The organism is Phenylobacterium sp. LjRoot225 (assembly GCF_964252855.1).
In the GTDB taxonomy this organism is placed as follows: Bacteria; Pseudomonadota; Alphaproteobacteria; order Caulobacterales; family Caulobacteraceae; genus Phenylobacterium.
Map to the genome: position 1 here is coordinate 71318 of NZ_CAXUPL020000002.1, position 26292 is coordinate 97609.

Annotated in this window: 24 protein-coding genes; 12 read left to right on the forward strand and 12 right to left on the reverse strand. The window is 68.2% G+C overall.

What is annotated here, in order from left to right; translation table 11 throughout:
* Nucleotides 1-4 precede the first annotated feature (4 nt).
* The 4 genes from ACSQ2B_RS10680 to ACSQ2B_RS10695 all read left to right on the forward strand — a co-directional run bounded on the left by ACSQ2B_RS10680 (nucleotide 5) and on the right by ACSQ2B_RS10695 (nucleotide 2264).
* Nucleotides 5-409, forward strand: coding sequence for a VOC family protein (locus ACSQ2B_RS10680; RefSeq protein WP_436049733.1), 405 nt, complete (start codon nucleotides 5-7; stop codon nucleotides 407-409).
* 70 nt (nucleotides 410-479) lie between these two features.
* Nucleotides 480-713 (forward strand): BolA/IbaG family iron-sulfur metabolism protein, encoded by a 234-nt coding sequence (locus tag ACSQ2B_RS10685; RefSeq protein ID WP_436049735.1) that lies wholly within the window; start codon nucleotides 480-482, stop codon nucleotides 711-713.
* Between the two features lie 79 nt (nucleotides 714-792).
* Nucleotides 793-1137 carry a Grx4 family monothiol glutaredoxin gene (grxD, locus tag ACSQ2B_RS10690; protein WP_436049737.1) on the forward strand — a complete coding sequence of 115 codons (345 nt, stop codon included), beginning with the start codon at nucleotides 793-795 and terminating at the stop codon, nucleotides 1135-1137.
* 104 nt (nucleotides 1138-1241) lie between these two features.
* A complete protein-coding gene (locus ACSQ2B_RS10695; protein WP_436049739.1) occupies nucleotides 1242-2264 on the forward strand; it encodes a hypothetical protein in 1023 nt (340 codons plus the stop codon).
* On the opposite strand, the gene ACSQ2B_RS10700 is transcribed toward ACSQ2B_RS10695, so the two are convergent.
* From ACSQ2B_RS10700 to ACSQ2B_RS10720, 5 genes are all read right to left on the reverse strand, one after another.
* Nucleotides 2236-2871 (reverse strand): pentapeptide repeat-containing protein, encoded by a 636-nt coding sequence (locus tag ACSQ2B_RS10700; RefSeq protein WP_436049741.1) that lies wholly within the window; start codon nucleotides 2869-2871, stop codon nucleotides 2236-2238. The two genes, ACSQ2B_RS10695 and ACSQ2B_RS10700, sit on opposite strands and share 29 nt — an antisense overlap.
* A 105-nt stretch (nucleotides 2872-2976) precedes the next feature.
* A complete protein-coding gene (rpsD, locus tag ACSQ2B_RS10705; RefSeq protein ID WP_436049743.1) occupies nucleotides 2977-3594 on the reverse strand; it encodes a 30S ribosomal protein S4 in 618 nt (205 codons plus the stop codon).
* Nucleotides 3595-3790: 196 nt separating this feature from the next.
* Nucleotides 3791-4273, reverse strand: a complete 483-nt coding sequence (locus ACSQ2B_RS10710) for a nuclear transport factor 2 family protein (RefSeq protein WP_436049744.1) — start codon at nucleotides 4271-4273, stop codon at nucleotides 3791-3793.
* A gap of 64 nt (nucleotides 4274-4337) precedes the next feature.
* A complete protein-coding gene (locus ACSQ2B_RS10715) occupies nucleotides 4338-5411 on the reverse strand; it encodes an NAD(P)H-dependent flavin oxidoreductase (protein ID WP_436049745.1) in 1074 nt (357 codons plus the stop codon).
* Nucleotides 5408-6211 (reverse strand): RNA methyltransferase, encoded by an 804-nt coding sequence (locus tag ACSQ2B_RS10720; RefSeq protein WP_436049746.1) that lies wholly within the window; start codon nucleotides 6209-6211, stop codon nucleotides 5408-5410. Before ACSQ2B_RS10720 ends, ACSQ2B_RS10715 begins: the two co-directional genes overlap by 4 nt.
* Nucleotides 6212-6239: 28 nt before the next feature.
* Here ACSQ2B_RS10720 and bla point away from each other — a divergent pair, with 28 nt between their 5' ends.
* From bla to ACSQ2B_RS10735, 3 genes are all read left to right on the forward strand, one after another.
* Nucleotides 6240-7271: a class A beta-lactamase gene (gene bla, locus ACSQ2B_RS10725; protein WP_436049748.1), complete on the forward strand. Its 1032-nt coding sequence runs from the start codon at nucleotides 6240-6242 to the stop codon at nucleotides 7269-7271.
* A gap of 98 nt (nucleotides 7272-7369) precedes the next feature.
* A complete protein-coding gene (locus tag ACSQ2B_RS10730; protein WP_436049749.1) occupies nucleotides 7370-8584 on the forward strand; it encodes an NADP-dependent isocitrate dehydrogenase in 1215 nt (404 codons plus the stop codon).
* 727 nt (nucleotides 8585-9311) lie between these two features.
* Nucleotides 9312-10040 carry a GntR family transcriptional regulator gene (locus tag ACSQ2B_RS10735; protein WP_436049751.1) on the forward strand — a complete coding sequence of 243 codons (729 nt, stop codon included), beginning with the start codon at nucleotides 9312-9314 and terminating at the stop codon, nucleotides 10038-10040.
* A 148-nt stretch (nucleotides 10041-10188) separates the two neighbouring features.
* Here ACSQ2B_RS10735 and ACSQ2B_RS10740 read toward each other — a convergent pair whose 3' ends face one another.
* The gene (locus tag ACSQ2B_RS10740; protein ID WP_436049753.1) at nucleotides 10189-11049 is read right to left on the reverse strand and encodes a sugar phosphate isomerase/epimerase family protein; all 861 of its coding nucleotides are present in this window, start codon (nucleotides 11047-11049) and stop codon (nucleotides 10189-10191) included.
* Nucleotides 10992-11474 carry an SDR family NAD(P)-dependent oxidoreductase gene (locus ACSQ2B_RS10745; RefSeq protein ID WP_436049754.1) on the reverse strand — a complete coding sequence of 161 codons (483 nt, stop codon included), beginning with the start codon at nucleotides 11472-11474 and terminating at the stop codon, nucleotides 10992-10994. The genes ACSQ2B_RS10740 and ACSQ2B_RS10745 overlap by 58 nt, the downstream gene beginning before the upstream one ends.
* Nucleotides 11475-11783: 309 nt before the next feature.
* On the opposite strand from ACSQ2B_RS10745, the gene ACSQ2B_RS10750 reads away from it, so the two are divergent.
* The 3 genes from ACSQ2B_RS10750 to ACSQ2B_RS10760 all read left to right on the forward strand — a co-directional run bounded on the left by ACSQ2B_RS10750 (nucleotide 11784) and on the right by ACSQ2B_RS10760 (nucleotide 14023).
* Nucleotides 11784-12683: a DUF6282 family protein gene (locus ACSQ2B_RS10750; RefSeq protein ID WP_436049756.1), complete on the forward strand. Its 900-nt coding sequence runs from the start codon at nucleotides 11784-11786 to the stop codon at nucleotides 12681-12683.
* A gap of 163 nt (nucleotides 12684-12846) precedes the next feature.
* Entirely contained in the window at nucleotides 12847-13677 is an 831-nt protein-coding gene (locus tag ACSQ2B_RS10755; RefSeq protein ID WP_436049757.1) for an SDR family oxidoreductase, read from the forward strand.
* 100 nt (nucleotides 13678-13777) lie between these two features.
* The gene (locus ACSQ2B_RS10760; protein WP_436049758.1) at nucleotides 13778-14023 is read left to right on the forward strand and encodes a DUF6894 family protein; all 246 of its coding nucleotides are present in this window, start codon (nucleotides 13778-13780) and stop codon (nucleotides 14021-14023) included.
* A 342-nt stretch (nucleotides 14024-14365) separates the two neighbouring features.
* On the opposite strand, the gene alaS is transcribed toward ACSQ2B_RS10760, so the two are convergent.
* The gene (gene alaS / locus ACSQ2B_RS10765) at nucleotides 14366-17023 is read right to left on the reverse strand and encodes an alanine--tRNA ligase (RefSeq protein WP_436049759.1); all 2658 of its coding nucleotides are present in this window, start codon (nucleotides 17021-17023) and stop codon (nucleotides 14366-14368) included.
* Between the two features lie 507 nt (nucleotides 17024-17530).
* Nucleotides 17531-18598: a recombinase RecA gene (recA, locus tag ACSQ2B_RS10770; RefSeq protein ID WP_436049761.1), complete on the reverse strand. Its 1068-nt coding sequence runs from the start codon at nucleotides 18596-18598 to the stop codon at nucleotides 17531-17533.
* A gap of 233 nt (nucleotides 18599-18831) precedes the next feature.
* Here recA and ACSQ2B_RS10775 point away from each other — a divergent pair, with 233 nt between their 5' ends.
* Both ACSQ2B_RS10775 and ACSQ2B_RS10780 read left to right on the forward strand, forming a co-directional pair.
* Nucleotides 18832-20184 carry a hypothetical protein gene (locus ACSQ2B_RS10775; RefSeq protein WP_436049763.1) on the forward strand — a complete coding sequence of 451 codons (1353 nt, stop codon included), beginning with the start codon at nucleotides 18832-18834 and terminating at the stop codon, nucleotides 20182-20184.
* Nucleotides 20181-21614: an acyl-CoA reductase gene (locus ACSQ2B_RS10780; RefSeq protein ID WP_436049764.1), complete on the forward strand. Its 1434-nt coding sequence runs from the start codon at nucleotides 20181-20183 to the stop codon at nucleotides 21612-21614. The genes ACSQ2B_RS10775 and ACSQ2B_RS10780 overlap by 4 nt, the downstream gene beginning before the upstream one ends.
* A gap of 64 nt (nucleotides 21615-21678) precedes the next feature.
* On the opposite strand, the gene ACSQ2B_RS10785 is transcribed toward ACSQ2B_RS10780, so the two are convergent.
* The 3 genes from ACSQ2B_RS10785 to ACSQ2B_RS10795 all read right to left on the reverse strand — a co-directional run bounded on the left by ACSQ2B_RS10785 (nucleotide 21679) and on the right by ACSQ2B_RS10795 (nucleotide 26087).
* Nucleotides 21679-22596 (reverse strand): SDR family oxidoreductase, encoded by a 918-nt coding sequence (locus tag ACSQ2B_RS10785; RefSeq protein WP_436049765.1) that lies wholly within the window; start codon nucleotides 22594-22596, stop codon nucleotides 21679-21681.
* Nucleotides 22597-22623: 27 nt separating this feature from the next.
* Nucleotides 22624-23481, reverse strand: coding sequence for a hypothetical protein (locus ACSQ2B_RS10790; protein ID WP_436049767.1), 858 nt, complete (start codon nucleotides 23479-23481; stop codon nucleotides 22624-22626).
* A 164-nt stretch (nucleotides 23482-23645) separates the two neighbouring features.
* Nucleotides 23646-26087 (reverse strand): TonB-dependent receptor, encoded by a 2442-nt coding sequence (locus ACSQ2B_RS10795; protein WP_436049769.1) that lies wholly within the window; start codon nucleotides 26085-26087, stop codon nucleotides 23646-23648.
* Between the last annotated feature and the right edge of the window lie 205 nt (nucleotides 26088-26292).

Consider the following 26292-nt stretch of genomic DNA (forward strand, 5'->3'; position numbering starts at 1 on the left):
GTCGGTGGACCTGCTGGTCAACATCGACGTGCCGGACGTGGCGCGGGCCGAGCGCTTCTACACCGAGGCGTTTGGCCTGATCCCCACCCGCCGGTTCGGAACCGCGGGCGTGGAGCTGAGCGGCTGGCCCGCGCGGATCTACCTGCTGGAGAAGGCCGAGGGCACGATCGGCGCCGGCGACGAGCCGCGTCGCTATCAGCGGCACTGGTCGCCGATCCATCTGGACGTGGTGGTGGACGACATCGAGGCGGCGCTAAGCCGCGCGCTCGCCGCCGGGGCGGTGGCGGAGGGCGAGATCCGCAGCGCGGCCTGGGGCCGGATCGTCGTGCTCGCCGATCCCTTCGGCCATGGCCTCTGTCTCATCCAGTTCCACGGGCGGGGCTATGACGAGGTGGCGCAGCCGGCCTGAGGAGGGGTGGAGGGGGCTTGCCGCGGCGCCTGCGTCCGCCTATCGAGCGGCCTGAAGACGGAGCCCGCCTATGCCGATGCCGATCCACGAGCTGGAAGCCGCCCTGCGCGAGGGCTTTCCGGACGCCGAGATCCAGGTCGAGGACCTGGCCGGCGACAATGACCACTACCGCGCCAAGATAGTGTCGGCGGCCTTCGCAGGCGTGCCGCGCGTGAAGCAACACCAGCTCGTCTACGCCGCCCTGAAGGGCAAGATGGGTGGCGAGTTGCACGCCTTGGCCCTGGAAACCTCCGCGCCGGCCTGACGCGGCGCCGCACCCGCTTGACCCTGAGGGGTCTGCTCCCTAGCTCTTGCCTCTAGTTACTGCGCCGAGAGGGCGATCCATGACCGACGCTGCGACCACCGATCCCGTCCACGACTTCATCGCCAAAGCGGTGAGCGACCATCCGGTGGTGCTGTTCATGAAAGGCGTGCCGGACCAGCCGCGCTGCGGCTTCTCCTCGCAGGTCGTGCAGATCCTCGACCAGCTGGGCGTCGACTTCGTCGGCGTCGACGTGCTGCAGAGCGAACCCCTGCGCCAGGGCATCAAGGCCTTTTCCGACTGGCCGACCATTCCCCAGCTCTATGTGAAGGGCGAGTTCGTCGGCGGCTGCGACATCGTCCGGGAGATGTTCCAGACCGGCGAGCTGCAGGGCTTCCTCGAACAGCAGGGCGTGGTCGCCCAATAGCGACGCCCTGTGGGAAGCGTCGAGGGGCGCGGGCCTGTTCATCGCCAGGCGCCTTGGGGTAATCCCAGGATCGGACGACGCTCGATCCGAAGGACCCAGGCCCCTTGTCACTCGCGCGCTATCGGCAGGTGGTGATCTTCTGCCCGACCGGCGTGACCGGCGGCCCCGAGGCCATCCACCAGCTCAGCCATGCGCTCAACGCCATCGGCGTGCGCTGCAGCCTCGTCCACATCGGCCCGACGAACACCGTCCGCGTGGCGGGCGGCAAGCTGATCGCCATGGAGCCGCCTCACCCCGGCGTGCTGCAGGCCTATGCCGAATACGCCCCGCAGGTCCCGGCCGAGATCCCCGTCGACGCGAACACCCTGCTGATCTTCCCCGAGGGGCTGGCCTGGCTGCAACACCGGTTCGTCGGCTGCGGCGTCGCTGTCTGGTGGCTGTCGATCGACAACTTCTTCCGCGCCCTGGGCGCCGATGACGACGAAGACGCTGACGTCGTGCTGCGCCGCGTGCTCGGCCGTGCCGACCTGATCCACCTTCACCAGAGCGTCTACGCCCGCGACTGGCTGCGCGAGCGCGGCGTCGAGCAGCTCTACGACCTTGCCGACTACACCAGCACGGCCTTCACCGCCGCGCCGGCCCGTTCGCCCAGCCCGTCGCCGGCGATCAGCTACAACGGTGCCAAGGGCTCCGACCTCGCCGCGGACTTCTTCGCCGCCAATCCGCAGTTCGATGCGCTCCCCTTGCGCGGATATTCGCGGGGCGAGCTGCGGGCGATCTTCCGCGCGCGGCGGATCTACGTCGACTTCGGCCACTTTCCCGGCAAGGACCGGCTGCCCCGCGAAGCCGCCGTCTCCGGCAGCGTGGTCTTCATCCATCGCCACGCCTCGGGCGACTGCTACGACGACTTTCCCCTGCCCGACCTCTTCAAGTTCACCCGCGAAGACGCCCTGTCCGGTGCCCTGGCCTCCCGTCTCGCCGCGGCCCAGGCCGACCCCGCCCGCCACTGGGCGGCGCAGGAGACCTTCCGCGACCGGGTCCTCTGGGAAAAGACGCAGTTCTACGACCAGGCCCGGCGCCACTGGGGCGTCGCCCCGCCTACATCACCTTCAAACCCAGCCCGCTGAGCAGGTCGGCCGCCTGGCGCCGGGAGATGGCGGCGCCGCGGAAGCGGCCGGCGTCGGCGAGCTTCAGGGCGCCCAGGTCCGCCTCCCGCAGATCGGCGTCTTCGAACCGGGCGTCGGTGAGATTGGCGTCGCGCAGGCTGCACTCGGTCAGCACCGCCTCGCGGAAATCACAGCCGACGAGGTCGGCGCCCGAGAAATCGACGGCCTCGAGGTGATGGCGGCGGAACGACAGCCGGCGCAGATGGGCGTCCCTCAGCAGGGACCGTGAAAAGGTCAGTCCCAGCGCCGCCACCTCCCGGAACTGCGCGCCGGTCAGCTTGCAGCCGGTGAAATGCGCCGCCGGCAGCCGCGCGCCGCGCCACTTGCTGTTGTTGAGGTCGCAGTCCTGGAATCGCGCCTCGGTCAGGTCCGCCGAGGAAAAGTCGGCCTGGGCCGCCCGGCATTTGACGAACTCGCAGCCGTGCAGGTCGAGTTCGCGCAGGTCGGCCGCGGCAAGGCTCCAGCCTATGAACCGCGCTGGGCCTTTCGCGACCGCCGCCTCGACCGCGGCGCGGTCTGCGAGGCTGGTCGGCGGCGGAGGTTCAGACAGGGGGAGAGGCGCGCGCATGGCGGTGGCTTAGCCGACGCGGCGACGCCGGGCGAGGTCCCGAAATGCAAAAGGCCCCGGATCGCTCCGGGGCCTTCGCAAATCTCTCGTGAGATCCGGCGTCGATTAGGACGCGTAGAATTCGACGACGAGGTTGGGCTCCATCTTCACCGGATACGGCACTTCGGCCAGTTCCGGGGCGCGGACGAAGGTGGCGCTCATCGCCTTGACGTCGACGGTGACGTAGTCGGGCCAGTCGCGCTCGCCCGAGGACAGGGCTTCGAGCACCAGGGCCATGCTGCGCGAACGCTCGCGCACCGAGACCACGTCGCCCGCCTTCACGCGGTAGGACGGGATGTTGACGCGCTTGCCGTTCACCAGCACGTGGCCGTGGTTGACGAACTGGCGGGCGGCGAACGGGGTCGGCACGAACTTGGCGCGGTAGACGATGGCGTCCAGGCGCGATTCGAGCAGGGCGATCAGGTTTTCCGAGGTGTTGCCCTTGCGGCGGGCGGCTTCCTCGTAGGTGCGGCTGAACTGCTTTTCAGTCAGGTTGCCGTAGTAGCCCTTCAGCTTCTGCTTGGCGCGCAGCTGCAGGCCGAAGTCCGAGACTTTCGACTTGCGGCGCTGACCATGCTGGCCGGGGCCGTAGGCGCGGGAATTGATCGGGGACTTCGGGCGACCCCAGATGTTTTCGCCCATCCGGCGGTCGAGTTTGTACTTGGCGCTATGGCGCTTGGACATGCCTATCTCTTCACTTCGACGCGGGCCGGCGCTTCTCGAAAGAAGAAGCGCAATCGCAACGGCGGCTTTCGCATCATCCCGTCATAGGTTCCCGACCACGCGGGCGAACCCGGCGGCGGAAGGGCGCGTCTATGCCTCCGAGGCCGCCGGGAGTCAACCTTGGGGGCATAGCCCTCCCCCACGGGTGGGAAGAGGGCTAAGAGGCCGTCTCGGTGGTCTGCGAACCCTGGAACAGCCGCCACTTCCAGTCGCCTCCGTGCGGCTCCAGCACGCCGGCCAGCCGGTAGGGCCGGCGTTCCTCGCCGGAATCGGTCTTGCAGATCAGCTGGCCCTCGGCGTGGATCCAGGCGACGTCGCCGCGCACCGCCACGTCCACCTCGCGCCAGGCGAAGGAGAAGGCTTCAGCTTGCGCGAACAGCTGCTCGTAATAGGCCTCGATCTCGGCCAGGCCCCGCGCCCGCTCGCCCGGATTTGCGCCGATCAGCAGGGTGTCGGCGGCGTGGACGAACTCGTCGACAATGGAGAGGTCGCGCCGGCTCAGGAGGCCGTTCAGCCGGATCAGCGCCAGCCGCACGCCGCGCTCGGCGATCGACCGCGGCGGCGCCAGGATCTGTGGCCCCAGGCCCAGCACCATCAGCAGGGCTGCGCCCGTCGCCAAGCTTCGTGTCGAAAACGCCATCAATCTCTCCTGCCCCCGCCGCCGATAGATCGCCGACTGCGCGGCCGGCCGCAAGGCCGCGCGGTCAATTCCCGGTCCGGCGGACCAGGGCCTGGGCCGCCGCGCGGGCTTCGTCCCACCAACGCCGGACCATGGCCTCGGCGGGTCCGGGCGTCGCCAGCCGCACGCCCTGCCCGGCCCACAGCGACGTCATCTGCGGATTTCCGGCCGCGGTCGCCGCGGCGCGCAGGCGCTGGGTCAGGCCGTTCTGCACCGGATAGGCCGGGACCTGGCGCTCGACCGGGCGCATCTCGCGCATGAAGCGGTTCTCGAGCCCGCGCGCGTAGCGGCCGGTGAAGGCCCGGGTCAGCCGTGTCGGATCGTCGGGGGCGGCCGCGATGGCGTCGCGCCAGACCGGGGTGGTCAGGGCTTCGTCGGCGAGCAGGAAGGCGGTGCCCATCTGGGCTGCGCTGGCGCCCAGCGCCAGGGCCGCGGCCACGCCTCGCCCGTCCATGATCCCGCCGGCGGCGATCACCGGCAGGTCGACGGCGGCGCGGACCCCGGCGACCAGCGCCATCGTCCCGACCAGGCTGTCGTCGACGTCTTCCAGGAAGTAGCCGCGATGCCCCCCGGCCTCCGAGCCCTGGGCGCAGATCCCGTCCGCCCCGACCTCGGCCCAGGCGCGCGCTTCGGCCACCGTATTGGCCGTCCCCAGCACATAGGTTCCCGCGCGATGCAGGGCGTCCACCTGCTCTCGGGTCAGGACATCGAAGGTGAAGGAGGCGATCGGCGGAGCGGCGACGGTCAACGCGGCCAGCTGCGCGGCGAAGTCCGGAGCAAAGGCGTTCGGCGCGGCCGGCGGCGGCTCGCCGAGCTCGGCGTACCAGGGCGCCAGCCGCTCCAGCGCGGCGTCGACGGTCGCGGCGTCCGGCGAGGCCTTGGGAGCCATCAGCAGGTTGACCGCGAAGGGCGCGTCGGACGCCGCCCGATGCGCCGCCACGGCCGGGCCGATCTCGTCGGGCGCCAGGGCGCCTGCGGCCAGCGAGCCCATGCCGCCGGCCCGGCCGACGGCCAGGGCCAGGGCGGCGCCGGACGCCCCCAGCATCGGGGCCTGGAGGATCGGGATCTCCAGGCCGTCCAGCAGCGCCTTGAGGCTCATTTGGCGGCCTCCTCTCCGGCCTTCTTCTTCGCCAGCTTCTCCAGCACCTTGCCGCGGCCGCGGGAGAGCGCCGTCACCACGCCGCGGAAGGTGCGCACCTCCTGGTCGGTGAAGCGGGCGCGGCCCAGCGCCGAGCGCAGGTTCTGCACCATCGACGGAGTCTTCTCCGGCGGGTGGAAGAAGCCGGCGGCGTCCAGCTCCCGCTCCAGGTGCTCGTAGAAGCCCAGCAGCGTCGCCGAATCGGCCGGCGGCGCGCCGTCGCGGAAGGCCGGCGGCGGGGCGTCGAGGGCGAAGGTCCACCACTCGTAGCCGTTGATGGCCACGGCCTGGGCCAGGTTGAGCGAGCGGAACCTCGGATCGATAGGGATGGTCACGACCGCCTGGCAGAGGGCGACGTCGGCGGTCTCCAGCCCCGCCCGCTCGCCGCCGAAGAGGAGGCCGGTGCGCAGGCCGTCCGCCGTCGCCTGCCGCAGATCCGCCGCCGCCCGCCTCGGCGTCAGGATCGGCAGCTGCAGCTCCCGGGGCCGGGCGGTGGTGGCGTAGACCAGGCGCAGGTCGGCGATGGCCTCCGAGACGCTCTGGAACACCTTCGCCGCGTTCAGCGGCCAGTCGGCGCCCGAGGCCGAGGCCCAGGCCCGCTCCTGCGGCCAGCCGTCCCGCGGATTGACGAGGCGCAGCTCGGACAGGCCGAAGTTCGCCATCACGCGGGCGACCGCGCCGATGTTCTCTGCGAGCTGTGGCGCGTTGAGGATGACGACAGGCGCCGTCGCGGCAGGTGTTTGGGCGGAAGTTTCGGCCATGTCGCGTATAGAGGAGCCTCGTTCCCCCATGGCAAGCCTTCCCCGCCGCCAGCTGCTGATCGGCGCCGGCGCGCTGACGCTCGCCGCCTGCCGGCCGCGAATGGCCTCGATGACCGCCGCCCGCACGCCGCCGCTCGACATGACGCGGCTGAACCGCGAGGTGGCCGACATCGCCGTCCGGGTTCAGCCGGGCGTGCTGGGCGTCGGCATGACCAACCTCGATTCCGGCGAGGTCTTCACCTTCGACGGCGACCGTCGCTTCCCCTTGCAGAGCGTCTTCAAGGCCCCGCTGGCGGCTGCGGTGCTGGCGGAGACCGACGCTGGCCAGCTGTCGCTCGACGAGGCCTTCAGTCTCAAGCCGATGGACCTGTCGCCGCCCTGGTCGCCGGTGGCCGACGCCTGGCCTACGCGGCGCGACTACACCGCCCGCCAGCTCCTGAGCCTCGCCGTCTCCCGCAGCGACAACACCGCCGCCGACGTGCTGATGGCGCGCATCGGCGGACCGGGAGTGGTCACCGCCTGGCTCGACGCCAAGCGAATCGACGATCTGCGCGTCGACCGCTACGAGCGCGAGCTGCAGACCGATATGATGGGGCTGGCCTCCTTCCGCCCCGCCTGGAAGGGCGAGGCGGCTTTCCAGGCGGCGCTCGCGGCCGTGCCGCTGGCCCAGCAGCGCCAGGCGATGAGGACCTACCTGTCCGATCCGCGCGACACCGCCACGCCGCGCGGAATCCTGTCCTTCCTCGACATGCTGAACGCCGGCGAGCTGCTGTCGCCGGCGTCGACCCGGTTGCTGCTGCAGGTGATGGCGGCAAGCCCTACGGGGGCGGCCCGGCTGAAGGCCGGCCTGCCCCGCGGCTCGACGCTCGCCCACAAGACCGGCACCGGCCGCGCCAACGTCGGCTTCACATCGGCCGTCAACGACGTCGGGATCGCCGTTCTTCCGGACAAGCGGCGCTATTCCATGGCGGTTTTCGTCGCCGGCGCGACGCTTTCGCCCGCTGCCTGCGAGGCGGTGATCGCCGACGTCGCCCGCGCCCTGGTCCGCGGCGTCCGCTGAAGGGCGAATTAAAGCCGACGAAATCAGCGGCCTGCGCTTGCGTCCCGCGGTGTGGCCGCTATACGGCCTCGAACGAAAATTCCGTCTGGGAGCGCTCCGTGGCCAAGATCAAAGTCGCCAATCCCGTCGTCGATATCGATGGCGACGAGATGACCCGCATCATCTGGAAGCTGATCAAGGACAAGCTGATCTTCCCCTTCCTCGACCTGCAGCTCGACTATTACGACCTGGGGATCGAGCATCGCGACGCCACCGACGACAAGGTCACGGTCGATAGCGCCGAGGCGATCAAGAAGTACGGCGTCGGCATCAAGTGCGCGACCATCACCCCGGACGAAGCCCGGGTGAAGGAATTCAACCTCAAGAAGATGTGGAAGTCGCCGAACGGCACCATCCGCAACATCCTGGGCGGCGTGGTCTTCCGCGAGCCGATCATTTGCAAGAACGTGCCGCGCCTGATCCCCGGCTGGACCCAGCCGATCATCGTCGGCCGTCACGCCTTCGGCGACCAGTACCGCGCCACCGACTTCGTCGTCCCCGGCAAGGGCAAGATGAAGATCACCTGGGAAGGCGAGGACGGCCAGAAGATCGAGCACGAGGTGTTCGACTATCCGGGCGCCGGCGTGGCCATGGCCATGTACAACCTCGACGATTCGATCCGTGAGTTCGCCCGCGCCTCGCTGGCCTACGGCCTGACCCGCAACTACCCAGTCTATCTGTCGACCAAGAACACCATCCTCAAGGCCTATGACGGCCGCTTCAAGGACATCTTCCAGGAAGTCTACGAGGCGGAATTCGTCGGCCGCTACAAGGCCGCCGGCCTGGTCTACGAGCACCGCCTGATCGACGACATGGTCGCCTCGGCGCTGAAGTGGTCGGGCGCCTTCATCTGGGCCTGCAAGAACTACGACGGCGACGTGCAGTCCGACCAGGTCGCCCAGGGCTTCGGCTCGCTGGGCCTGATGACTTCGGTCCTGGTCACCCCGGACGGCAAGACCATGGAGGCCGAGGCCGCCCACGGCACCGTCACCCGCCACTTCCGCCAGCATCAGCGCGGCGAAAGCACCTCGACCAACTCGATCGCCTCGATCTTCGCCTGGACCCGCGGCCTGGAGCACCGGGCCAAGCTCGACGGCAACGAGGCGCTCGCCAACTTCTCCAAGACCCTGGAGAAGGTCTGCGTCGACACCGTCGAAAGCGGCTTCATGACCAAGGACCTGGCCCTCCTCGTCGGCGACCAGCAGGGCTGGCTGACCACCGAGGGCTTCATCGACAAGGTCGCCGAGAACCTCGCCGTCGCCATGAACGCCTAAGCGGCGCCACAGCCGCCAGAACGAAGACGCCCGCCGCGGGAGACCGCGGCGGGCGTTTTTCGTTCCTCCCGGGCTCCGTCCAGGGGGCGGCAGCCCAACGCGCCCGTCAACGCAGTGCAGGCGCGGCTGGAACCACGGAAAGGCCATCGCGCTGGATGCGGCCGGAATTCGTCCGTGAACCCAGCGAACGAACAATCTCGCTGAAGCGCAGGCCGCCAGCCAGATGCCTCTCGATCGGCGTAGGAGCTGGCTCGCCCCCCAGATCGATCAGCAGCCCGGCGGGACCATCGCTCCTGGAACCGGACGTTCCGAACTTCTCAGTGGGGTGGTTCTCGCCCATTTCAACGTTAGAGGGCGAACGTCCGACTTGGGATCACAATCCGGACCGAAGCGGTCACCGCTCTGGGCACGCGGCTTACTCCTGGCGGCGCCATGAGCTGACGTTGGGTTCGCTCCAGTTTCGGGACATTCCCGCGGGCGGGACGAAGACCTCGCGGATCATGGTCGCCTTACCGCACGGCTCCTGGATCAGCTGGGTGCCCCCGAGTGGCCGACGCCGCGGAAGATCGCCGCCTTGTAGGTTTCGGGATTCACGATCGTCCCCCAAGGTTCGAAGAGACCCTTTACCTGGGCGGCTCTGATTTTCCGTGAAAAGGTGACATACAGATCACTCTTTGGCTTTCCCCCTGCCATGGACGAACTGACTAGACTGTGGTGGAAAGGCCGCATGAGCAATCGGACCCTATCGGCGATCGACAAGGCCGCCATCCGGCTGCGGGAGATCGCGCTCGGTTGCCCTGAGGGCGAGCTGCTCGGCAGTGAAGAGGCTTTGGTTGAGAAGCTGGGCGTCTCCCGAGTCACGGTCCGACAGGTTGCGCGCCTGCTCGAGCGAGAGGGACTGCTCAAGGTCCGCCGCGGCATCAACGGCGGCTATTTCGCGGGGCGGCCGAACCTTGAGACCGTCGAGGCCGCCGTCAGCGCGTATCTGGACACGCTCGACATGGAGGCGGAGGACGTGACGGTCATCGCCTCCGTGCTCTGGGTGGAGGCCGTACGGAAGGCCGCCAGCCTCGGGACAGAGGCGGCCAGCGCGATGGCGCAGAAATTCCGGGCTCGCGTCATGGCGCTGAAGCCGACGGCCACCTTTACCCAGGTTCTCAAGGTCGACCAGGAGGTGCAGGCCGAAGTCTTCGCACTCACCAAGGCGCGATACATCGAGCTCATTTTCCAGATCAACATCGCTTTCTCGCGAAAGCGCTTCGCGCCCACTTCGCTCGCAGACGATACGGAGGTTCATCGCGAGTTCGTCGACGCTTGGCGCAAAGCCAAGCTGATGGAACTCGACGCCATCCTAGACCGCGACCCGGAGCTCGGCACGATGGCCGCGCGGCACAGCCGGAACCTATGGCACCGGCGGATCTGGTCTCCGGCCGGCGCCGAGCGCCCTTCGGACTGAGCGCCCGACGACCGTTGACGTCAGCTTGCTTCGAAGGCCGTAAGACGATGCGGGTGCGCTCGGCTGGATCGAGGATCGCCGTGGGCCGCCGAAGCTACAAACGATCGCAGGACAGGCGCTGACGCCCGGCGCAACGCCTCGCTGCGGCTCAGGCTCCAGCTTCGGTGAGGAAGTCCGAGGCGAGCCGCACGCCGCGGCGGATCGCCTTCTCGTAACCTTCCGCTTCGATCACGGGTCCAAGCACCTCGAGGTCGAAAGGACCTTGGTAGCCGGTCGCCAGCACCTCGGCCATGAGCCGCTTGATCGGCAGCTCGCCATCACCGAGGTGCACGCGTCCGCCGGGGCTTGGCCGGCCAGGACCGCCGATAACGACGTCGCAGATCTGCACCAGAGCTATATGCGGAGCGGCGCGCTGCAGCAGCTCGGCCAGATCGCGTTCCATCCAGCAGTTGCCGAAGTCGACGATAAGCCCGAGTCCAGTCCGCTCCGCCACGTCCACCGCGTCGCGCAGTGTGTTGACGAACGAGGCATCGGTCCTGGGCGAGGGCTCAAAGGCCAGCCGTACGCCGCGGTCTCTGGCGTAAGCCACCGAGGGCGCCGCGGCGTTCGCGAAGAGTTCAAGCACTTCGCGCCAGGTCGCGCCGGTCGTTCGACCAGGAGTCATGTAGGCTGTCTCGCCGCCGGCGTCTGCGACAGCGTCGATGATGGCCTTCAGCAGAGCGCGGTTTTCGTCCCAGGTATCCGGCCAGGCGAGATCGAACGAGCCCGTGACAACCGTGCTCGGCCGCATCCCGGCGTCGCGCAACCGCGCCATCTTGCCCGGCAGATCATCGGCGATCTTGGAGATCAACAGCCCGGCGTAGGGGACTGCGAGCTCGCGCCACAGCGCCAAGTCCTGGTCGAAAGACCAATTGATAGAGCTCAACGCGTCGATCGAAAGGCGGGGGTGTGTCAACGCGCGAGCTCCTCGACGGCGGCCCGCAACCGGCGCACCTCGGATTCCAGCCACCGAACCTCGCTGAAGTTCTCCCGCGTGCTTCCGGCCAGGAGAGCCACAGTCGCATCGAGCTTGAGGCGCGGGGCGTCGAGCGAGGACGGCTCCGCCGCAAGGGCGGCTTCGGCGAGGTGCATGGCTTCGAGCGGCTTACTCTCGTCCAGCCGTCGCCGGCCGCGTTCCACGACCGGCCCCGGCCCGCCCACGCCATCGACCCAGCCGATCTTCTCGACAGCCGCCGCCATGGCCGAGGCGACCTGCGCCTCGTCGGAAACATCGACGGTCTGAGGAAGCACGCGAACGCCAAACGCCTCCAGCTCCCGGGCAGCTTCCTCGTTCCTGTCCTGCCGGCGCCCCAGATCACGACGTCGCCGCGAGCCGCGCGACCCCCTGGCGAAGCCCAGACCGATGCCGACATCGCCTCCGGTGATCAGGACCACCTTGCCGCTCATGTCCCATGGTCCAGGCATCGCTTCCTCCAAACCCTTATTAAGGACCCTTTATTGGTCCCCTCACCAGTGAGGCAAGCAGAATTGGCTTTTAAAGAGATCTCTTTGGTCAGCCCTCCCGCTATGACGCCCACCTGTGACCGCCGGGCTGCGTCAGCTCCAATAAGACTGCCTGTATGAACTCTTTCGATTGACGCGCTCGGATGTACACGTCATTAAAGTACCCTCAATAAGCGACGCCAAGCTCGCGCTACGTCATCGTGCCGCGGCTTGGCTCGACGAGAACAATGGAGGAAGCGCATGCCCCTGCGAATCGAGAACGCGATCGACATGCATTGCCACTTCGGCCCCGACACCATTGGCGGCCAAGCAACAGGGCCGGTCATTATCGACGGCGTCGACGTCCTCCAACACTCCGTCACGGGGTTCGAAGCCGCCAAGGAGGCTTTGGATAGCGGCCACAAGGCCATCGTCCTGAAGTCGCACAGCTTCTGCTCGTGCCAGCTCGCGGCCAGCGTCGAACAGGCGGCGCCTGGGCTCAAGGTGTTCGGCGGCACTTGCACGGACTACGCAAGCGGCGGCCTCAGCGTCGAGACGGTCGAAAGCGCGCTGCAACTCGGCGCCAAGATCGTCTGGCTGCCGACCGTCAACAGCGTCGAGGATATGAAGCACAAGTCCGCCGAGCGTTATCGCGGACTCCCCGGCATTCCGGTCACCGGCGAAGACGGAGCGCCGTCCAAGCTGGTTTGCGAGATCGTCGAGCTTGTGCGTGGGCACGACGCGGTGCTGGCCACCGGACACACCACGGCGGACGAGCATTATGCGGTCGTGAAGGCATTCGCCCGCACCAGCAAGGTCCTGGTCACCCACGCCGGCGAGGCGCTGTCCGGCCCGAACCTCAGTCCGAGCCAAGCCAAGGAACTTGCCGACATGGGCGCGACGATCGAGCTCACGGCGGAGTGCTGCGTGCCCGTGTTCAACCGCCCGGCGAAGAGCCCGAAGAAGATGGCCGAGATGATCGGCACGATCGGCCACGAGCGCTGCACGCTTTCAAGCGACTACGGCTGGTCGCCCGTGGTGCCCAGGCCCGCGGAAGGGCTGAAGGATTTCCTCGAGAAGCTCTGGGACGTGGGCGTGACGGAGGCGCAACTCACACGCATGGTCAGCACGAACCCGGCAAGCCTGCTGTCCATCGACTGACAGCGGCGCCGCGCATCGAAGGGCGCGACGCGGCCGCGCTGACGCCACTAGGCTCATCCTCCTCAGCACTCCGGCCTCTCCGGAACCAAGTTGCGGCCATGAATTGCGGTGAGCGCCTCGTGACCAGGATGAGATCTGCATCACCCGCCTAGAGGAGGACGCAATGGCGAGAACTGGAGTTAGCGCACGCGCGGATTGGCCGCTCGCGGTCGTGGTCAGCGCGGGCGGCATGGGGATGGCCGCGGCGCGTCGACTTTCACAGCGTCACCGGGTGCTGGTCGCCGACGTCGACGAGGCGCTTGCGCGCTCCGCGGCGGAAACCCTGTGCGCCGAAGGCGGCGACACCGTCAGCTTCGCGTGCGACATCACCCAGGCCGCCGAGGTGGACCAACTCTGCGAACGCGTCGCCCAGCTCGGCGGGTTTCGGGTGCTCGCGCACGTCGCAGGCCTCTCGCCCTCGATGGGAGACTTCCGCAGCATCATGCGCGTCAACCTGCTGGGCGCCATCGCGGTGGCGGAGGGCCTCCGGCCGCATGCGCCGGTCGGCGGGGCCGCCGTCTTGATCTCCTCGCTCGCCGGCCACAACGCCAACCTCTCCCCTGCAGTGACCAGCCTGCTGCGCCAGCCGGGCGAGCGGCACTTCATCGAAAAGCTCGCGGCCGAGCTCGGCGACGAGGTGACGCCCGGGCTCGCCTACGTCCTCTCCAAGTGGGCGCTGATGGCTTACGTCCGGCGGCAGGCGCGGCCATGGGGCGAGCGCGGCGCGCGGATCGTCTCGCTGTCGCCAGGCCTCATCGCCACGCCGCAAGGCGCCCGGGAGTTCGTGCACAGTCCGGGCAAGATGGCGCTTTTCGAACGGCTGCCCCTCGGCCGCGAGGGCACGATGCTGGAGATCGCGGACGCCATCGAGTTCCTCGCCTCCGATCGCGCCTCCTTCATCTCGGGCACGGACCTGCTCGTGGATGGAGGCCTGCTCGGCGCGCTCACAAGCTAAAGAAGCGCCCCGCGAAGCAAACCACGGCGGCCGAAGAGCTGACGTTGACGACGTCAGCTAGAGCGCAATGCCATCAGTTTACATCAGGAAAGGGGGCCGTATGCCCCGGTTCTTCTTCCATGTGCAATTCGACGAATTTTACGCCGATGAAGGCGGAACCGAGCTTACGGATCTAGATGGCGCGCGCAACGTCGCGGCCGAAATCGTGTCGCAACTCGTGCGCGACGCGGCTGGCGGACTTTGGCGCGGGGGCACGTTTCGCGTGTACGCCGAGGACGAGCGACGCGCGCCACTTTTCACGTTCGAAGTAAAAGCCTTGTCGGCATCCGCGGGATCTGATGCCTGAGTCGGTTCAGAACTCGAGATCTTCGGTCGTAAAGCTAGGCTTACCTTGGCGTGGGCTTCGATGTGCGCTGCCCGCAACGGACCGCCGAACGCAATGTCCGCTCTCGCCGGCCAACCCGGACATTGCCCCTGGCGAGAGTGAAGGGCGCAGAAGGGTCGCAAGCGGTCCTGGGCTCGGCGCCGAAAACTTGACCTTCCTCCGCTCGCCGGGGAGCGGACGTTGGGAACGGGCGAGAAGGGTGGCTGGCGGAGGGGGAGCATCGTTTCGTCCGCCCTCCACCCCACGGAGAACTCCGTGTTTTCCCTGGTTCCAAACTCGCCCGCACCGAGGCGGTCGGCGCCGTCAGCCGGCGATCGCCGCCTTCACCGCCGCCAGGCCCTCGGCCGCCTTGCTTCCGTCCGGGGCGCCGCCCTGGGCGAAGTCCGGGCGGCCGCCGGCGCCCTGGCCGCCCATGGCCAGCACGGCGGCCTTGGCAAGCTCGGCGGCGTTGAACCGGCCCTGAGCGGCGCCGGTCACCGCCACGGCCACCGCCGCCTTGCCCTCGGCCACGCCGACCAGGGCGATGATCCCGTCGGGGATCTGCTTCTTGAACTCCTCGGTGATCGGCCGCAGGTCCTTGCCGCCGACCCCATCCATCACCCGGGCCATGACCTGGACCCCGCCGATCTCCTCCGGCCCCGCCACAGCCCCGCCCGCGCCGCCGCCCATGGCGAGCTGGCGCTTGGCCTCGGAGAGGTCCTTCTCCAGCTTGCGGCGCTGAGCCTCGAGAGCCTCGACCCGGGCCGTCACCTCGGCGACCGGGACCTTGAACTGGTCGGCCAGTCCCTTGGCGACGGCCGCCTGCTCCAGCAGCCAGCGACGCGCCGCCTCGCCGGTCAGCGCCTCGATGCGGCGCACGCCCGCGGCCACGCCCTGTTCGGAGACGATCTTAAAGAGAGCGATGTCGCCGGTGCGCGCGACATGGGTGCCGCCGCACAGCTCGACCGAATAGTCGCCCTGGCCGCCCAGCGACCGGCCGAGCGCCAGCACGCGCACGGTGTCGCCGTACTTCTCGCCGAACAGCGCCATGGCACCCTTCTCGATGGCCTCCTGGGCGCCCATCAGCTTGGTCTCGGCGGGCAGGTTCTGGCGCACGACGGCGTTCACCTCGGCCTCGATCCGATCGATCTCCTCCGGCGTCACCGGCTGGCCGTGGCTGAAGTCGAAGCGCAGCCGCTCGCCGTCGACCATCTGGCCCTTCTGCGTGACGTGCGGCCCCAGGACATTGCGCAGAGCGGCGTGCAGCAGGTGGGCCGCCGAGTGGTTGGAGCGGGTGGTCAGGCGACGCTCGGGGTCGACCGCCAGGCGCACGCGGTCGCCGGGCTGGAGTTCGCCCTCGAGAATCTCCAGGTCGTGGACATGCAGGTCGCCGGCCTGTTTGAGGACGTCGCGCACCCGGGCGCGGCCGACGCCGCCCTCCATGGCCCACTCGGCCTCGCCCTGGTCGCCAGCCTGGCCGCCGCTTTCGGCGTAGAAGGTGGTGCGGTCGAACAGGGCCTGGACGCGCTGGCCGGTGGTCGCGCGCTCGATCTCCGCCCCGTCCGCCGCCAGCACCAGCAGCTCCGCGCCGATCTCGGTGGCGTCGTAGCCGACGAAGTCCGTCGGGCCGAGGCGGTCGCGGATGGCGAACCATTCCGCCGCGGCCGCCACCTGGCCGGATCCGGCCCAGTTCTCGCGGGCCTGGTCGCGCTGGCGGCCCATCGCCGCGTCGAATCCCTCCAGGTCGACGGTCAGCCCCTTGGCGCGGACCGCGTCCTGGGTCAGGTCGAGCGGGAAGCCGTAGGTGTCGTAGAGCTTGAAGGCGGTCTCGCCGGAGAGCACCTCGCCCGCCTTCAGGTGGGCCGTCGCCTCGTCAAGCAGGCTCATGCCGCGGCCCAGCGTGCGGCGGAAGCGCTCCTCCTCCTGGCGCAGGGTGTCGACGATGGCCGGCTCGGCGCGCTTCAGCTCCGGATAGGCCTCGCCCATCAGCTGCACCAGGGTCGGGGCCAGCCGGTGCATCAGCGGCTCGGCCGCGCCCAGCAGGTGGGCGTGGCGCATGGCCCGCCGCATGATCCGGCGCAGCACATAGCCGCGGCCCTCGTTCGAGGGGGTGACGCCGTCGGCGATCAGGAAGCTGGTGGAGCGCAGGTGGTCGGCGATCACCCGGTGCGAGGGCGTCGTGGCCTCTTCCGGCTGGCCGATCTCGCGCTTGGAAGCGGCGATGATGTCGCGGAACAGGTCGACGTCATAGTTGTCGTGCACGCCCTGCAGGACCGCGGCGATCCGCTCCAGGCCCATGCCGGTGTCGATCGAGGGCTTGGGCAGGCTGGTGCGGTCGCCGCCCGCGTGTTGCTCGAACTGCATGAAGACCAGGTTCCAGATCTCCACGAACCGGTCGCCGTCCTCGTCCGGGCTGCCGGGCGGGCCGCCCGGGATGTGGGCGCCGTGGTCGTAGAAGATCTCCGAACAGGGACCGCAGGGGCCGGTGTCGCCCATCGACCAGAAGTTGTCGGAGGTGCCGATGCGGATGATCCGGTCGTCGGACAGGCCCGCGATCTTCTTCCAGAGGACCGGCGCCTCTTGGTCCTCGGCGTAGACGGTGACCAGCAGCCTGTCGACCGGGAGCTTGAACTCCTTGGTCAACAGGGTCCAGGCGGCCTCGATCGCGCCCTCCTTGAAGTAGTCGCCGAAGGAGAAATTCCCCAGCATCTCGAAGAAGGTGTGGTGGCGGGCGGTGTAGCCGACGTTGTCGAGGTCGTTGTGCTTTCCCCCGGCGCGGACGCACTTCTGCGACGAGGTCGCGCGCGGCCAGGGCGAGGCTTCGGCCCCGGTGAAGTAGTTCTTGAACGGCACCATGCCGGCGTTGACGAACAGCAGGGTCGGGTCGTTCTGCGGAACCAGCGGCGCCGAGGCGGCGACGGCGTGGTCCTTGCCCCGGAAGTAGTCGAGGAAGTGGCTGCGGATCTCGTTCAGGCTCGCCATGGATCGTCACGCGTAGGGTCAGGAAACGGCGAGCAGCTCGCCGGTCCCCTGATGTGGGGACTGATCGCCGTTTAAGGCGCCCCTCCTGAAAGGGAAAGCGGCCAAGGGCTCGCGGCCAGGGGAACCGGCCCCGGCGCCGAAAAGAAGCCGATGCTGAAGGGGCGAAGGGCGCGGCGAAAGAAGGAGGACGCCTGGGCGAACCCAGGCGTCCCCAACGCCTTCTCGACGCGAGCGCCCACACTGGGGGGCGCGGCGCGCCAGGCCCGGGGTGGCAGGGGGACCTGGGCGCCGAGGAGCGCATAGCGCGAGAAGGAAGCTCTGCCTCACCTGAGATTGCGCCGTAAAAAAGGCAGTTTCACGAAAAGCGGCGCGTCGGCGGCCATATTGCGCCCACTTCGGGGCCGACAGGCCCGGACCCGCGGTGGCTCAGGCGGAATGAAGCTGCACGGTTGCCCGGCGTGAAACCCGCCCGACCGGCGCCTCGAGGCGCCGGTCGCAAGGCGAAACCTAGTCTTCGTCGCCTTCCGAAGGGCCGACGAGGAGTTCCTCCTCAATGACTTCCTTGCGGCCACGGACCTGTTTCTCGATCTCGTTGGCGATGTCCGGATTGGCCTTGAGGAATTCGCGGGCGTTGTCGCGGCCCTGGCCGATCCGCTGGCTGTTCCAGGAGAACCAGGAACCGGCCTTGTCGATCACGCCGGCCTTGACGCCCAGGTCGATGATCTCGCCCAGCTTGGAGATCCCCTCCCCGTACATGATGTCGAACTCGACCTCGCGGAACGGCGGGGCGACCTTGTTCTTGACCACCTTCACCCGGACGTTGTTGCCGATGATCTCGTCACGCACCTTGACCGAGCCGGTGCGGCGGATGTCGAGGCGCACCGAGGCGTAGAACTTCAGCGCATTGCCGCCCGTCGTGGTCTCGGGGCTGCCGTACATCACCCCGATCTTCATGCGGATCTGGTTGATGAAGATGACCAGGGTCTTGGCCTTGGAGATGGAGCCGGTGAGCTTGCGCAGCGCCTGGCTCATCAGCCGCGCCTGCAGGCCCGGCAGTTGGTCGCCCATCTCGCCTTCGATTTCCGCCCGCGGCGTCAGCGCCGCCACCGAGTCGATGACGATCACGTCGACGGCGCCCGAGCGCACCAGGGTGTCGGTGATCTCCAGCGCCTGCTCGCCGGTGTCCGGCTGCGAGACCAGCAGGTCGTCCAGGTTCACGCCCAGCTTGTGGGCGTAAGACGGGTCGAGCGCGTGCTCGGCGTCGATGAAGGCGGCGGTGCCGCCGGCCTTCTGCACCTCGGCCACCACATGCAGGGCGAGCGTCGTCTTGCCCGAGGATTCCGGCCCGTAGATCTCGACCACGCGGCCCTTCGGCAGGCCGCCGATGCCCAGCGCCAGATCGAGCCCGAGCGACCCCGTCGACACGGATTCGATCTCGACGATCTTGCCCTTCTCGCCCAGCTTCATCACCGAGCCCTTGCCGAAGGCCCGATCGATCTGGGTCAGCGCCGCCTCGAGGGCCCGCTGCTTGTCACCGTCTTCTTTTGCCACGAGCCTCAACGCCGACTGAGTCATTCAAGCGCTCCCTATCTCACGATTCCGCCGGCCCGCCGCGCGCTGATCCCCTTCGAGGCGCCGCGCCGCAGCCAGGACTCATCCGTACGCCATTTGTTCTATGTTCGCAAGATGTTCTCATTTGCGATTTTATCGGGTCACGACGCCGGGTTGCCAGATACGTTACTTAGTGTAACGTATCTATGCCGAGCGCCTGCGAGCGCCACGGCATGGCGCCGTGTGGGAGAGATGAAATGGGTGATGCGGTTTCGAAGCTCGTGGGCTACATGCCCGACGCGTCCGGGCATCACCTTACCACTGCGGACATCCGTGAGCTTCAGCTCGCGGCGTTGAACGAGCGGCTTCAGGAGCGCATTGACCAGATCAAGCTCGTGAAGATGCGGGCCGACGACGCAGGGGTGACGGAGATCCGCACCCTGCAGGACGTCGTCCCGCTGCTCCTGCCCCACACGGCCTACAAGAGCTATCCCGAAAGCTTCTTGACCGAGAAGCGGTGGGACCGCCTGACCAAGTGGCTGGGCACGGTGTCGACGCGGCCGACGGACAACGTCGACCTAGAAGGCGTCACGGAGATCGATGACTGGCTGCAGCGGCTGGTGCAGGCCGGCCACTTCGTCTCCTGCTCAAGCGGCACGACCGGCAAGTCGGCGATGCTGACGGCGACCCAGGCCGATCTCGATTTCGCCGGCCAGGACATCGTCGCCCAGGTGCAATGGGGCTCGGACATCCGGGTGGGTGACCAGCGCACCCAGGTCGGCTTCGGCGCCACGGCCTATACGCCGCGCAACATGGCCACCGGACGCGCGTTGATGGAGGCCTTCGTCGACACCTCCAAGCCCCGGCCGGACTTCGGCGTGCCGCCGATCACCATCGGCTCCATCACCAAGATGATCGAACTGCGCAAGGCGATCGCCGACGGGACGGCGAAGCCTGGCGAGATCGTCCGCTTCGAGGAGGACTCGGCCGCGCGGCAGAAGGCGCTCGAACAGGCCTCGGTCATCGCCGCCGACGAGATGATCGCCAAGCGGCATGAGCGCTTCTACATCACCTCGATGTGGGCGGCGCTGCATCAGATCGCGGTGGAGGTCCGCAACCGCGGCTACAGCGCCAAGGACTTCCATCCCGAGAATGCGGTGTTTCTCGGCGGCGGATTGAAGCGCGCGCAGCTTCCAGCCGACTACAAGGAGTTCATCTACGAGACCTTCAATCTGCAGCCGCGCTTCATCTACCAGATGTACGGCATGCAGGAACTCAACAGCGCGGCGTCGCGGTGCCAGGAGGGCCAGCGCTACCACGTCGCGCCCTGGGTGGTCTGCCTCCCCCTGAACAAGGAGGGTGACGCGCTGGCGCCCGGCGTCGGCGACGGCGAGGTGGAAGGCCGCGCCGCCTTCTTCGATCTGTCGCTCGACGGCCGCTGGGGCGGGGTGATCTCCGGCGATCACGTCCATGTGGATTTCGGCCCGTGCAAATGCGGCGCGAAATCCCCTTCGATCCGTGACGACATCGTCCGGTACGCCGATCTCGAAGGCGACGACAAGATCGGCTGCGCCGGCACCGTGGACGCTTACGTGAGGGGCATGTCGTGAATACGCCGGCCGAACTGAACACCTCCCCGCCGGCCGCCAAAGAGGCGGTCGATTCCGCGCCCTTCTTCATCCGCGGCAAGGTGGTTGAAGGGCGTGATCAGATCCATCGCTCGCGCGACCTGGGCGTGGCCTTCGGGACGCCCGCGATTGACCTCGACGCGCTGGTGCATCCGCGTACCGAGCTGCCGCCGCTGCTGAACGTTCCCCTGGCCGAGATCATCGACTTCCTGGTCGAGACGGGGCAGAGGCTCGGCGACGGCAAGAACCCCTACATCGAGGCCTGCATCGAGCGAATGGCCAAGGTCAGCCTGCAGCCGCGACTGGCCATCCAGTATCAGTTCAAGGATGCGCTGGGTTACCTCGACAAGAAGGTGCTGACCGAGGTTGTCGAGCAGAACTTCCCGAACCCGCGGGCGCTGGACGAATGGGTCCCGCACACCGATCACAAGGGTCGCCGCAGCTTCGTCCGCGCGTTCGCCCCCCGGCTGATCCACGTGCTTCCCGGCAACGCCCCGGCGCAGGGCATCCGCTCGATCGCCCAGAGCGCGCTGGTGAAGTCGGTCAGCCTGTTCAAGATGGCCTCGGCCGATCCGTTCTCGACCGTGGTCTTCCTGCGCACCATGGCCGACATAGATCCCGACCATCCGGTCGTCCGCTCGATGTCGGCGATCTACTGGCGGGGCGGCGACGAGAAGGTAGAGCGCGCGCTCTACCGGCCGCAGTATTTCGACAAGCTGGTCGCCTGGGGCGGCGGGGACGCCATCAACAACGTCATGAAGTACGTCGGGCCCGGCTTCCAGCTGGTGTCCTTCGACCCCAAGACGTCGATCTCCATGGTGGGCAAGGAGGCCTTTGCGTCCGAGGAGACGATGGCCGAAGCCGCCCGACTCAACGCCGGCGACGTGGCCATGGCCAACCAGGAGGCCTGCGTCTGCAGCCGCTTCACCTTCATCGAGGCGACGCCGGAGGAGGCGGACCGCTATTGCCGGATCCTCGCCGAGGAGATCCGCGTCGACCGCATGGGCGAGGGCCAGCCACGTCCGCTGGAGTCGGACCTGAAGGAGCAGGTCGACGTGCTCCGCATGATGGACGACGACTACGCCGTCTTCGGCAAGTCCGACGGGCGCGGCGTCGCCATCCGCTCGGACAGGCCCGTCGACTTCCATCCGCTGCGCAAAACCTCGAACGTCGTCTGCGTGGCCTCGCTCGACGAGGCGATGAAGTACGTCAACGTCGCCACCCAGACGGTCGGCGTCTACCCGTTCGAGCGCATGGCCGAGTTACGCGACAAGCTGGCGAGCGGCGGCGCCCAGCGCATCGTCCGCCTCGGCGAGGCCGGCCCAGGCGCCGTCGGCAACCCGCACGACGCCATGTACCCGCTGCACCGCTTCGTCCACTGGATGGCCAACGAGGACGGCTGCGAGGGGTGATCGGCTGAAGCCGTCCCTGACGGTCTCTGGGGGACCGCCGGGGCGGCGCTCCTGCGGCTGCGTTTCAGCCGAAGCGTAGCTGTGTCAGGTCTTCCGACAGCCGCCAGAGGCGTGCGGCGACGTCGGGATCTGCGGCCGTCCTGGCGAATTGACGCTCGCCAGGGGCGCCCTTCATCTCCATCGGCCCGGTCGGTCCATAGAGCGTCCCGCCCGTAACCTGCGGGGCAGCGGCGGCGTAGAGCAGGGGCTGGGCCCCAGCCTCGGCGGATTGGCCGAACAGCGGCGCAATCACGGCGCGGCTCACCAGGCCCATGACGCTGCCGGCGCCGGGCCCGTTGGCGAAGAGATCGGTGCCGGCGAAGCCCGGGTGGGCGGCGAGGCTCCGTAAGCCCCAGCCGGCGCTGTCGCTGCGTCGTTGCAGCTCGGTCGCGAAGATCGCCTGAGCGAGCTTCGACTGGCAGTAGGCGACGCCCGGCCGGTAGCGCCGCTCGCTCTGCAGGTTGTCGAAATCGATGGGTCCGTACCGGTGCGCGAGACTGGTGACGTTGACGACGCGTGGCGCTGCGCTGCGCTTCAGCAGCGGCAGCAGGCGCGCGGTGAGCGCAAAGTGGCCGAGATAGTTCACGCCGAACTGCACCTCGAAGCCATCCGCAGTCACCTGCCGCTTCGGGGGCGACATGACGCCCGCATTGTTGACGAGCACGTCGATCGCTTGGCCGCGCCCGGTCAGGCGGTCGGCGAAGGCGGCGATGGATGCGAGGCTGGCGAGGTCGACAGGTTCGAACTCGGCCCGGCCGCCGGGCGCGGCGGCGGCGATCCGGCCGACCGCGGCGGCGCCCTTCTCGGGGCTGCGCCCAGCCAAGATCACCGACCCTCCGGCGCGCGCGAGCGCAAGCGCCGCCTGCAAGCCAAGACCGCCGGTCCCGGTCACCACGATGATGCGCCCCGCCTGCGACGGGGGCCGCCAGAGTGCTGCGCTCATCGCTCGCGCCTAACTTCGCCTTGCATCCTACGGCACGCCCTTCTTCCGCACGGTCCACTTGGGATCGACGCAGAGCTTGCAGCCCGCGCCAACGAAGGTGCGCGCCGACTGCTTGTCGCCGCGCAACCGCCATTCCAACCAGTCCGTCGCGACCTGCGCGGCGGCGCCACCATGAGGAGCCGCGAACGTCCCGCCGTGGCCGACGTCGAGGCTAGCCAGAAAGACCGGGAACTTCCGGAGATCGTCGAACGCCTGCTGCCCCCAGGGCCAGGCGACATCGGTCCGGCCGCCGAGAACGAACAGCACCGGCGTGTGAATCCCCTGGAGGCGCTCGCGGTGCATCAGGATCGGCGGATTGTCAGGCAGCAGTTCGTTGATCCCGCTGTTGTGGATGATGACGGCTTTGACGCGCGGATCCTGCGCCAGCAGGATGGCCTGCATGCCGCCGCAGCTGTGCCCGGAGACGGCCACCGCGGTCGAATCGATCCGCTGGTAGTAAGGGCTGCCGGCCCGGCCGTTCTCGGCGATGGCCCAGTCGAGGGCCGCGCGTAGGTCCGAGATCGTCGTGGTCATGAACAGCGGCGCCGGCCCGCCGACCGTGACGTCCGCCGAGAGCGGCTTGCCCGGCGCGATCACCAGGTAGCCATGCGAGGCGATCTCGGCGAGATGAGCGGACGCGCTGGCGCCGTCGTTGCTGCACCCGCCGTTTCCCCAGATCACGACGCCGAGCTTGCGTCCGTCGAAACGGTTCAGGTCCCGTGGGTGATAGAGGGTCGCGTTCGGCAGCGCGAGGTCCACCTCGAGCATCGCCGGATATGGTCCCGACCCTTTGAGCGCAGGCGTGGCGTTCGCCGCATCGACCCGCTCGGCCGCCTTGCGGGCCATCGCCTCGAGACCTTGCAGCGCCTGGTCGACTGGACGAACGGAAACGTTCGCCGAGGGCATCGGCGCGCTCGCCTGTGACGAGCCGGGCGCCGCGGCTTGCGCCGTCGTGAAGCTTAGCAAGGCGGCGGCCGCCGCTGTGCAGACCTGCCGGCTCAGCGCCCGCATCAGCGCGAGCCGAAGGCGTACCGGACGAGCAGGCCGAACTCACGCCGCGGCGTATAGGCGATCTGTTGATATCCCGACGCGGGGCGATTGAAGATCGCCGCGACACCGCCGGACGAGACGGGCGCGACCGGGTTGATCGACAGCACCTGGCGGGTGTTCAGCAGATTGTTGGCGAAGAGCGAGACTTCCCAGCCATTCTCCGGGTCGCGCACACCGGCGAACAGGTTGAGCAGGCTGTACTTGTCGATGACGACGCCTTGGCTCGAGTTCGGATTGTCCGGATAGTAGGTGAAGTTGCCGCGGACGAAGGCGTCGAGCTTATCCGTGACCGGCGCGGCGTATTCCGACTGGAGCGTCAGGTTCCACCGCGGCGTACGCGAGATCGACTCGCTCGAGGGGCAGCGAGCGACCAGCACGCCGGCGTTGATGAAGTCCTGAGCGGTCGGGATGATGCTGTCGACGACGCCGTCGAAGTTGCCGTCGTTGCACGGGACCTGCGCGTCGGCGAGCCTGGCTTTCGACCAGGTGAAGCCGAGGTTCACGTTCCAGCGCGGGGTGACCTGGAATCCGGCTTCCAGATCGAGGCCGTCCACCTTGGCGTCAGCGTCGGCGGTGAACTCCGACGAGCTGACCGCGGACGCCGCCGGAGCCGCCGGGTTCGTCACCGCGAGGTACCGCGTCGATTGCGTCAAAAAGAAAAAGTTGCTGAACTTCTGGTGGAACAGCGCAACGTTCAGCCGCGCGCGGCGGTCCAGGAAGGTCGACTTGAAGCCGACCTCGTAAGTCTTCGAGCGCTCGTCGCCGTGGAACACGAGGTCTTCCAGGCTGCCGAGATCGGGCCCGCCCACCTGAGTGCAGCAGGTGAGCGCGCTGGTGAGGCCGATGGACGGGCCTGCGGAGCGGAAGGCGGTTCCGACGTTTCCGTAGACCATGAGGTCGCCCGTAAACTTGTGCGACAGCGAGATGTTGTAGAGGAACGGTGTGAACTTGTCCCGGCGATCGACGTCCTGGAGCGTCCGTCCCGGAATCGGCAGGTCGCACACTGACGGCGCACCGGTGTAGATGGGACTGGCGACGGCGCCGGCGAGTTGCGGGCTGAGTGCGCCCAGCGCCGAGCACGGCAGCAGACCCCGGGTGGGATTGTTGAGCGCGTTGAAGCCGCCCAGCAGGTTGAGGTTGAACCGGTCGCGCCGCCGGAAGTCGATGAAGCGGCCGCCGGCGGAGAGCTCCGTGTTCTCGCCGAAGTGCGCGGTGATGTTGGCGAAGGCCGACTTCTCCACCGCCACCGGATCGATGACGATCGCGGTCCGCAGAGTATAGCGATCGAGCGGCGCCCCCGCCGCCACAGTTCCGGGGCGGCCGAAGGCGCCCGTCAGGAAGGAGGCCACGCCGGTGACCTCGTTGTGCGACGTCTCTCGGTCGTAGAAGGCGCCGATGACGTAGTCGAAAATGCCGGCGATGGGCCGTTCCGAGCTCAGCCGCAGTTCCTGAGAGTTCTCATCGGCGTGGTTGCGAACGTTTTGAAAGTACTCGTGACCGGACAGGACGTTCGCGACATCCTGCGGCGCCGCCGAGGTCGCGAGGCTGTCGCGATAGGATCCGACATAGTTGAGCCTCTGGCCGGCGAAGCTCCACTCCGCCTGGCCCACGACGAAGTCTGTCCTGCCCTTGCCGTCGTTGGGGCGGTCGGTGATGCCGAGCCGGTCGCCGGCCGCGATGATCGGGCCGTTCAGGCCGTTGCCCGGGCCGACGAGCTGGGAGAACGAGCGCGTCCGGCGATCGAGCCGCTGGTACATGATGCTCGCGTTGAAGTTGGTCGTGGGCTGAAACAACACCGTGCCGCGGACCGCCTTCTGACGCACGTACGGGTCGGCGGAGGAGTTGGCGCTCTCCACGCCATCGCCGTCGGTGCTGTCCAGCACGCCTGCCAGGCGCACTGCCAGAATGTCCTTGATGATCGGCGCGCCCACCGCCGCCTGAAGGTTGGCGTTCGCGCGCGCCGTGACGCTCATGTTGATATAGCCGCCGACGTCGTCGAGGTCGGGCCGACGGGAGGTGATGGTGATCGCACCCGTCGGCGCCGATCGTCCGCGCAGCGTGCCTTGGGGGCCCTTGAGGACCTCGATCTGGCCGATGTCGAACAGGGATTGCGTCACTTCCGGGCCGCGGCCGGTCGGGGCGTCGTTCAGGTAGAACTGCACCACCGGGCTGGCGTTGGAGGTGAGGAAGGTCGGCACGCCGCGGATCGACGAACTCGAGCCAAAGCCGCCGCTGCCCGAAGAACTTCCTTCGATGCTGACGCCCGGGACGATCTGCGCGATGTCTGCGGCGTTGTTGATGCGCAGCTTCTGGATAGTCTCGCTCGAGACGGCGTTCACCGTCTGGGGAACGTCCTGCAGCGACTCGACGCGCCGGCGGGCGGTGACAACTACTTCGTTCATCGTCGTGGCGCCGGCTTCCGCCGGCGTCCGCGGCGCCTCTTGGGCGTACGCGGGGGCGACGATCGCTCCAGCGGCGGCGCTTGTAAGCAACAAGGCAAGCGGCATCGAATGCATTCTGGCGTTCCCCGTCCCTTTGCGTTCAGGCGGCCATGAGAGTGCAGCCGCTCTTTATACGTTACACGCTATTACGTATACGGAAGCGCCG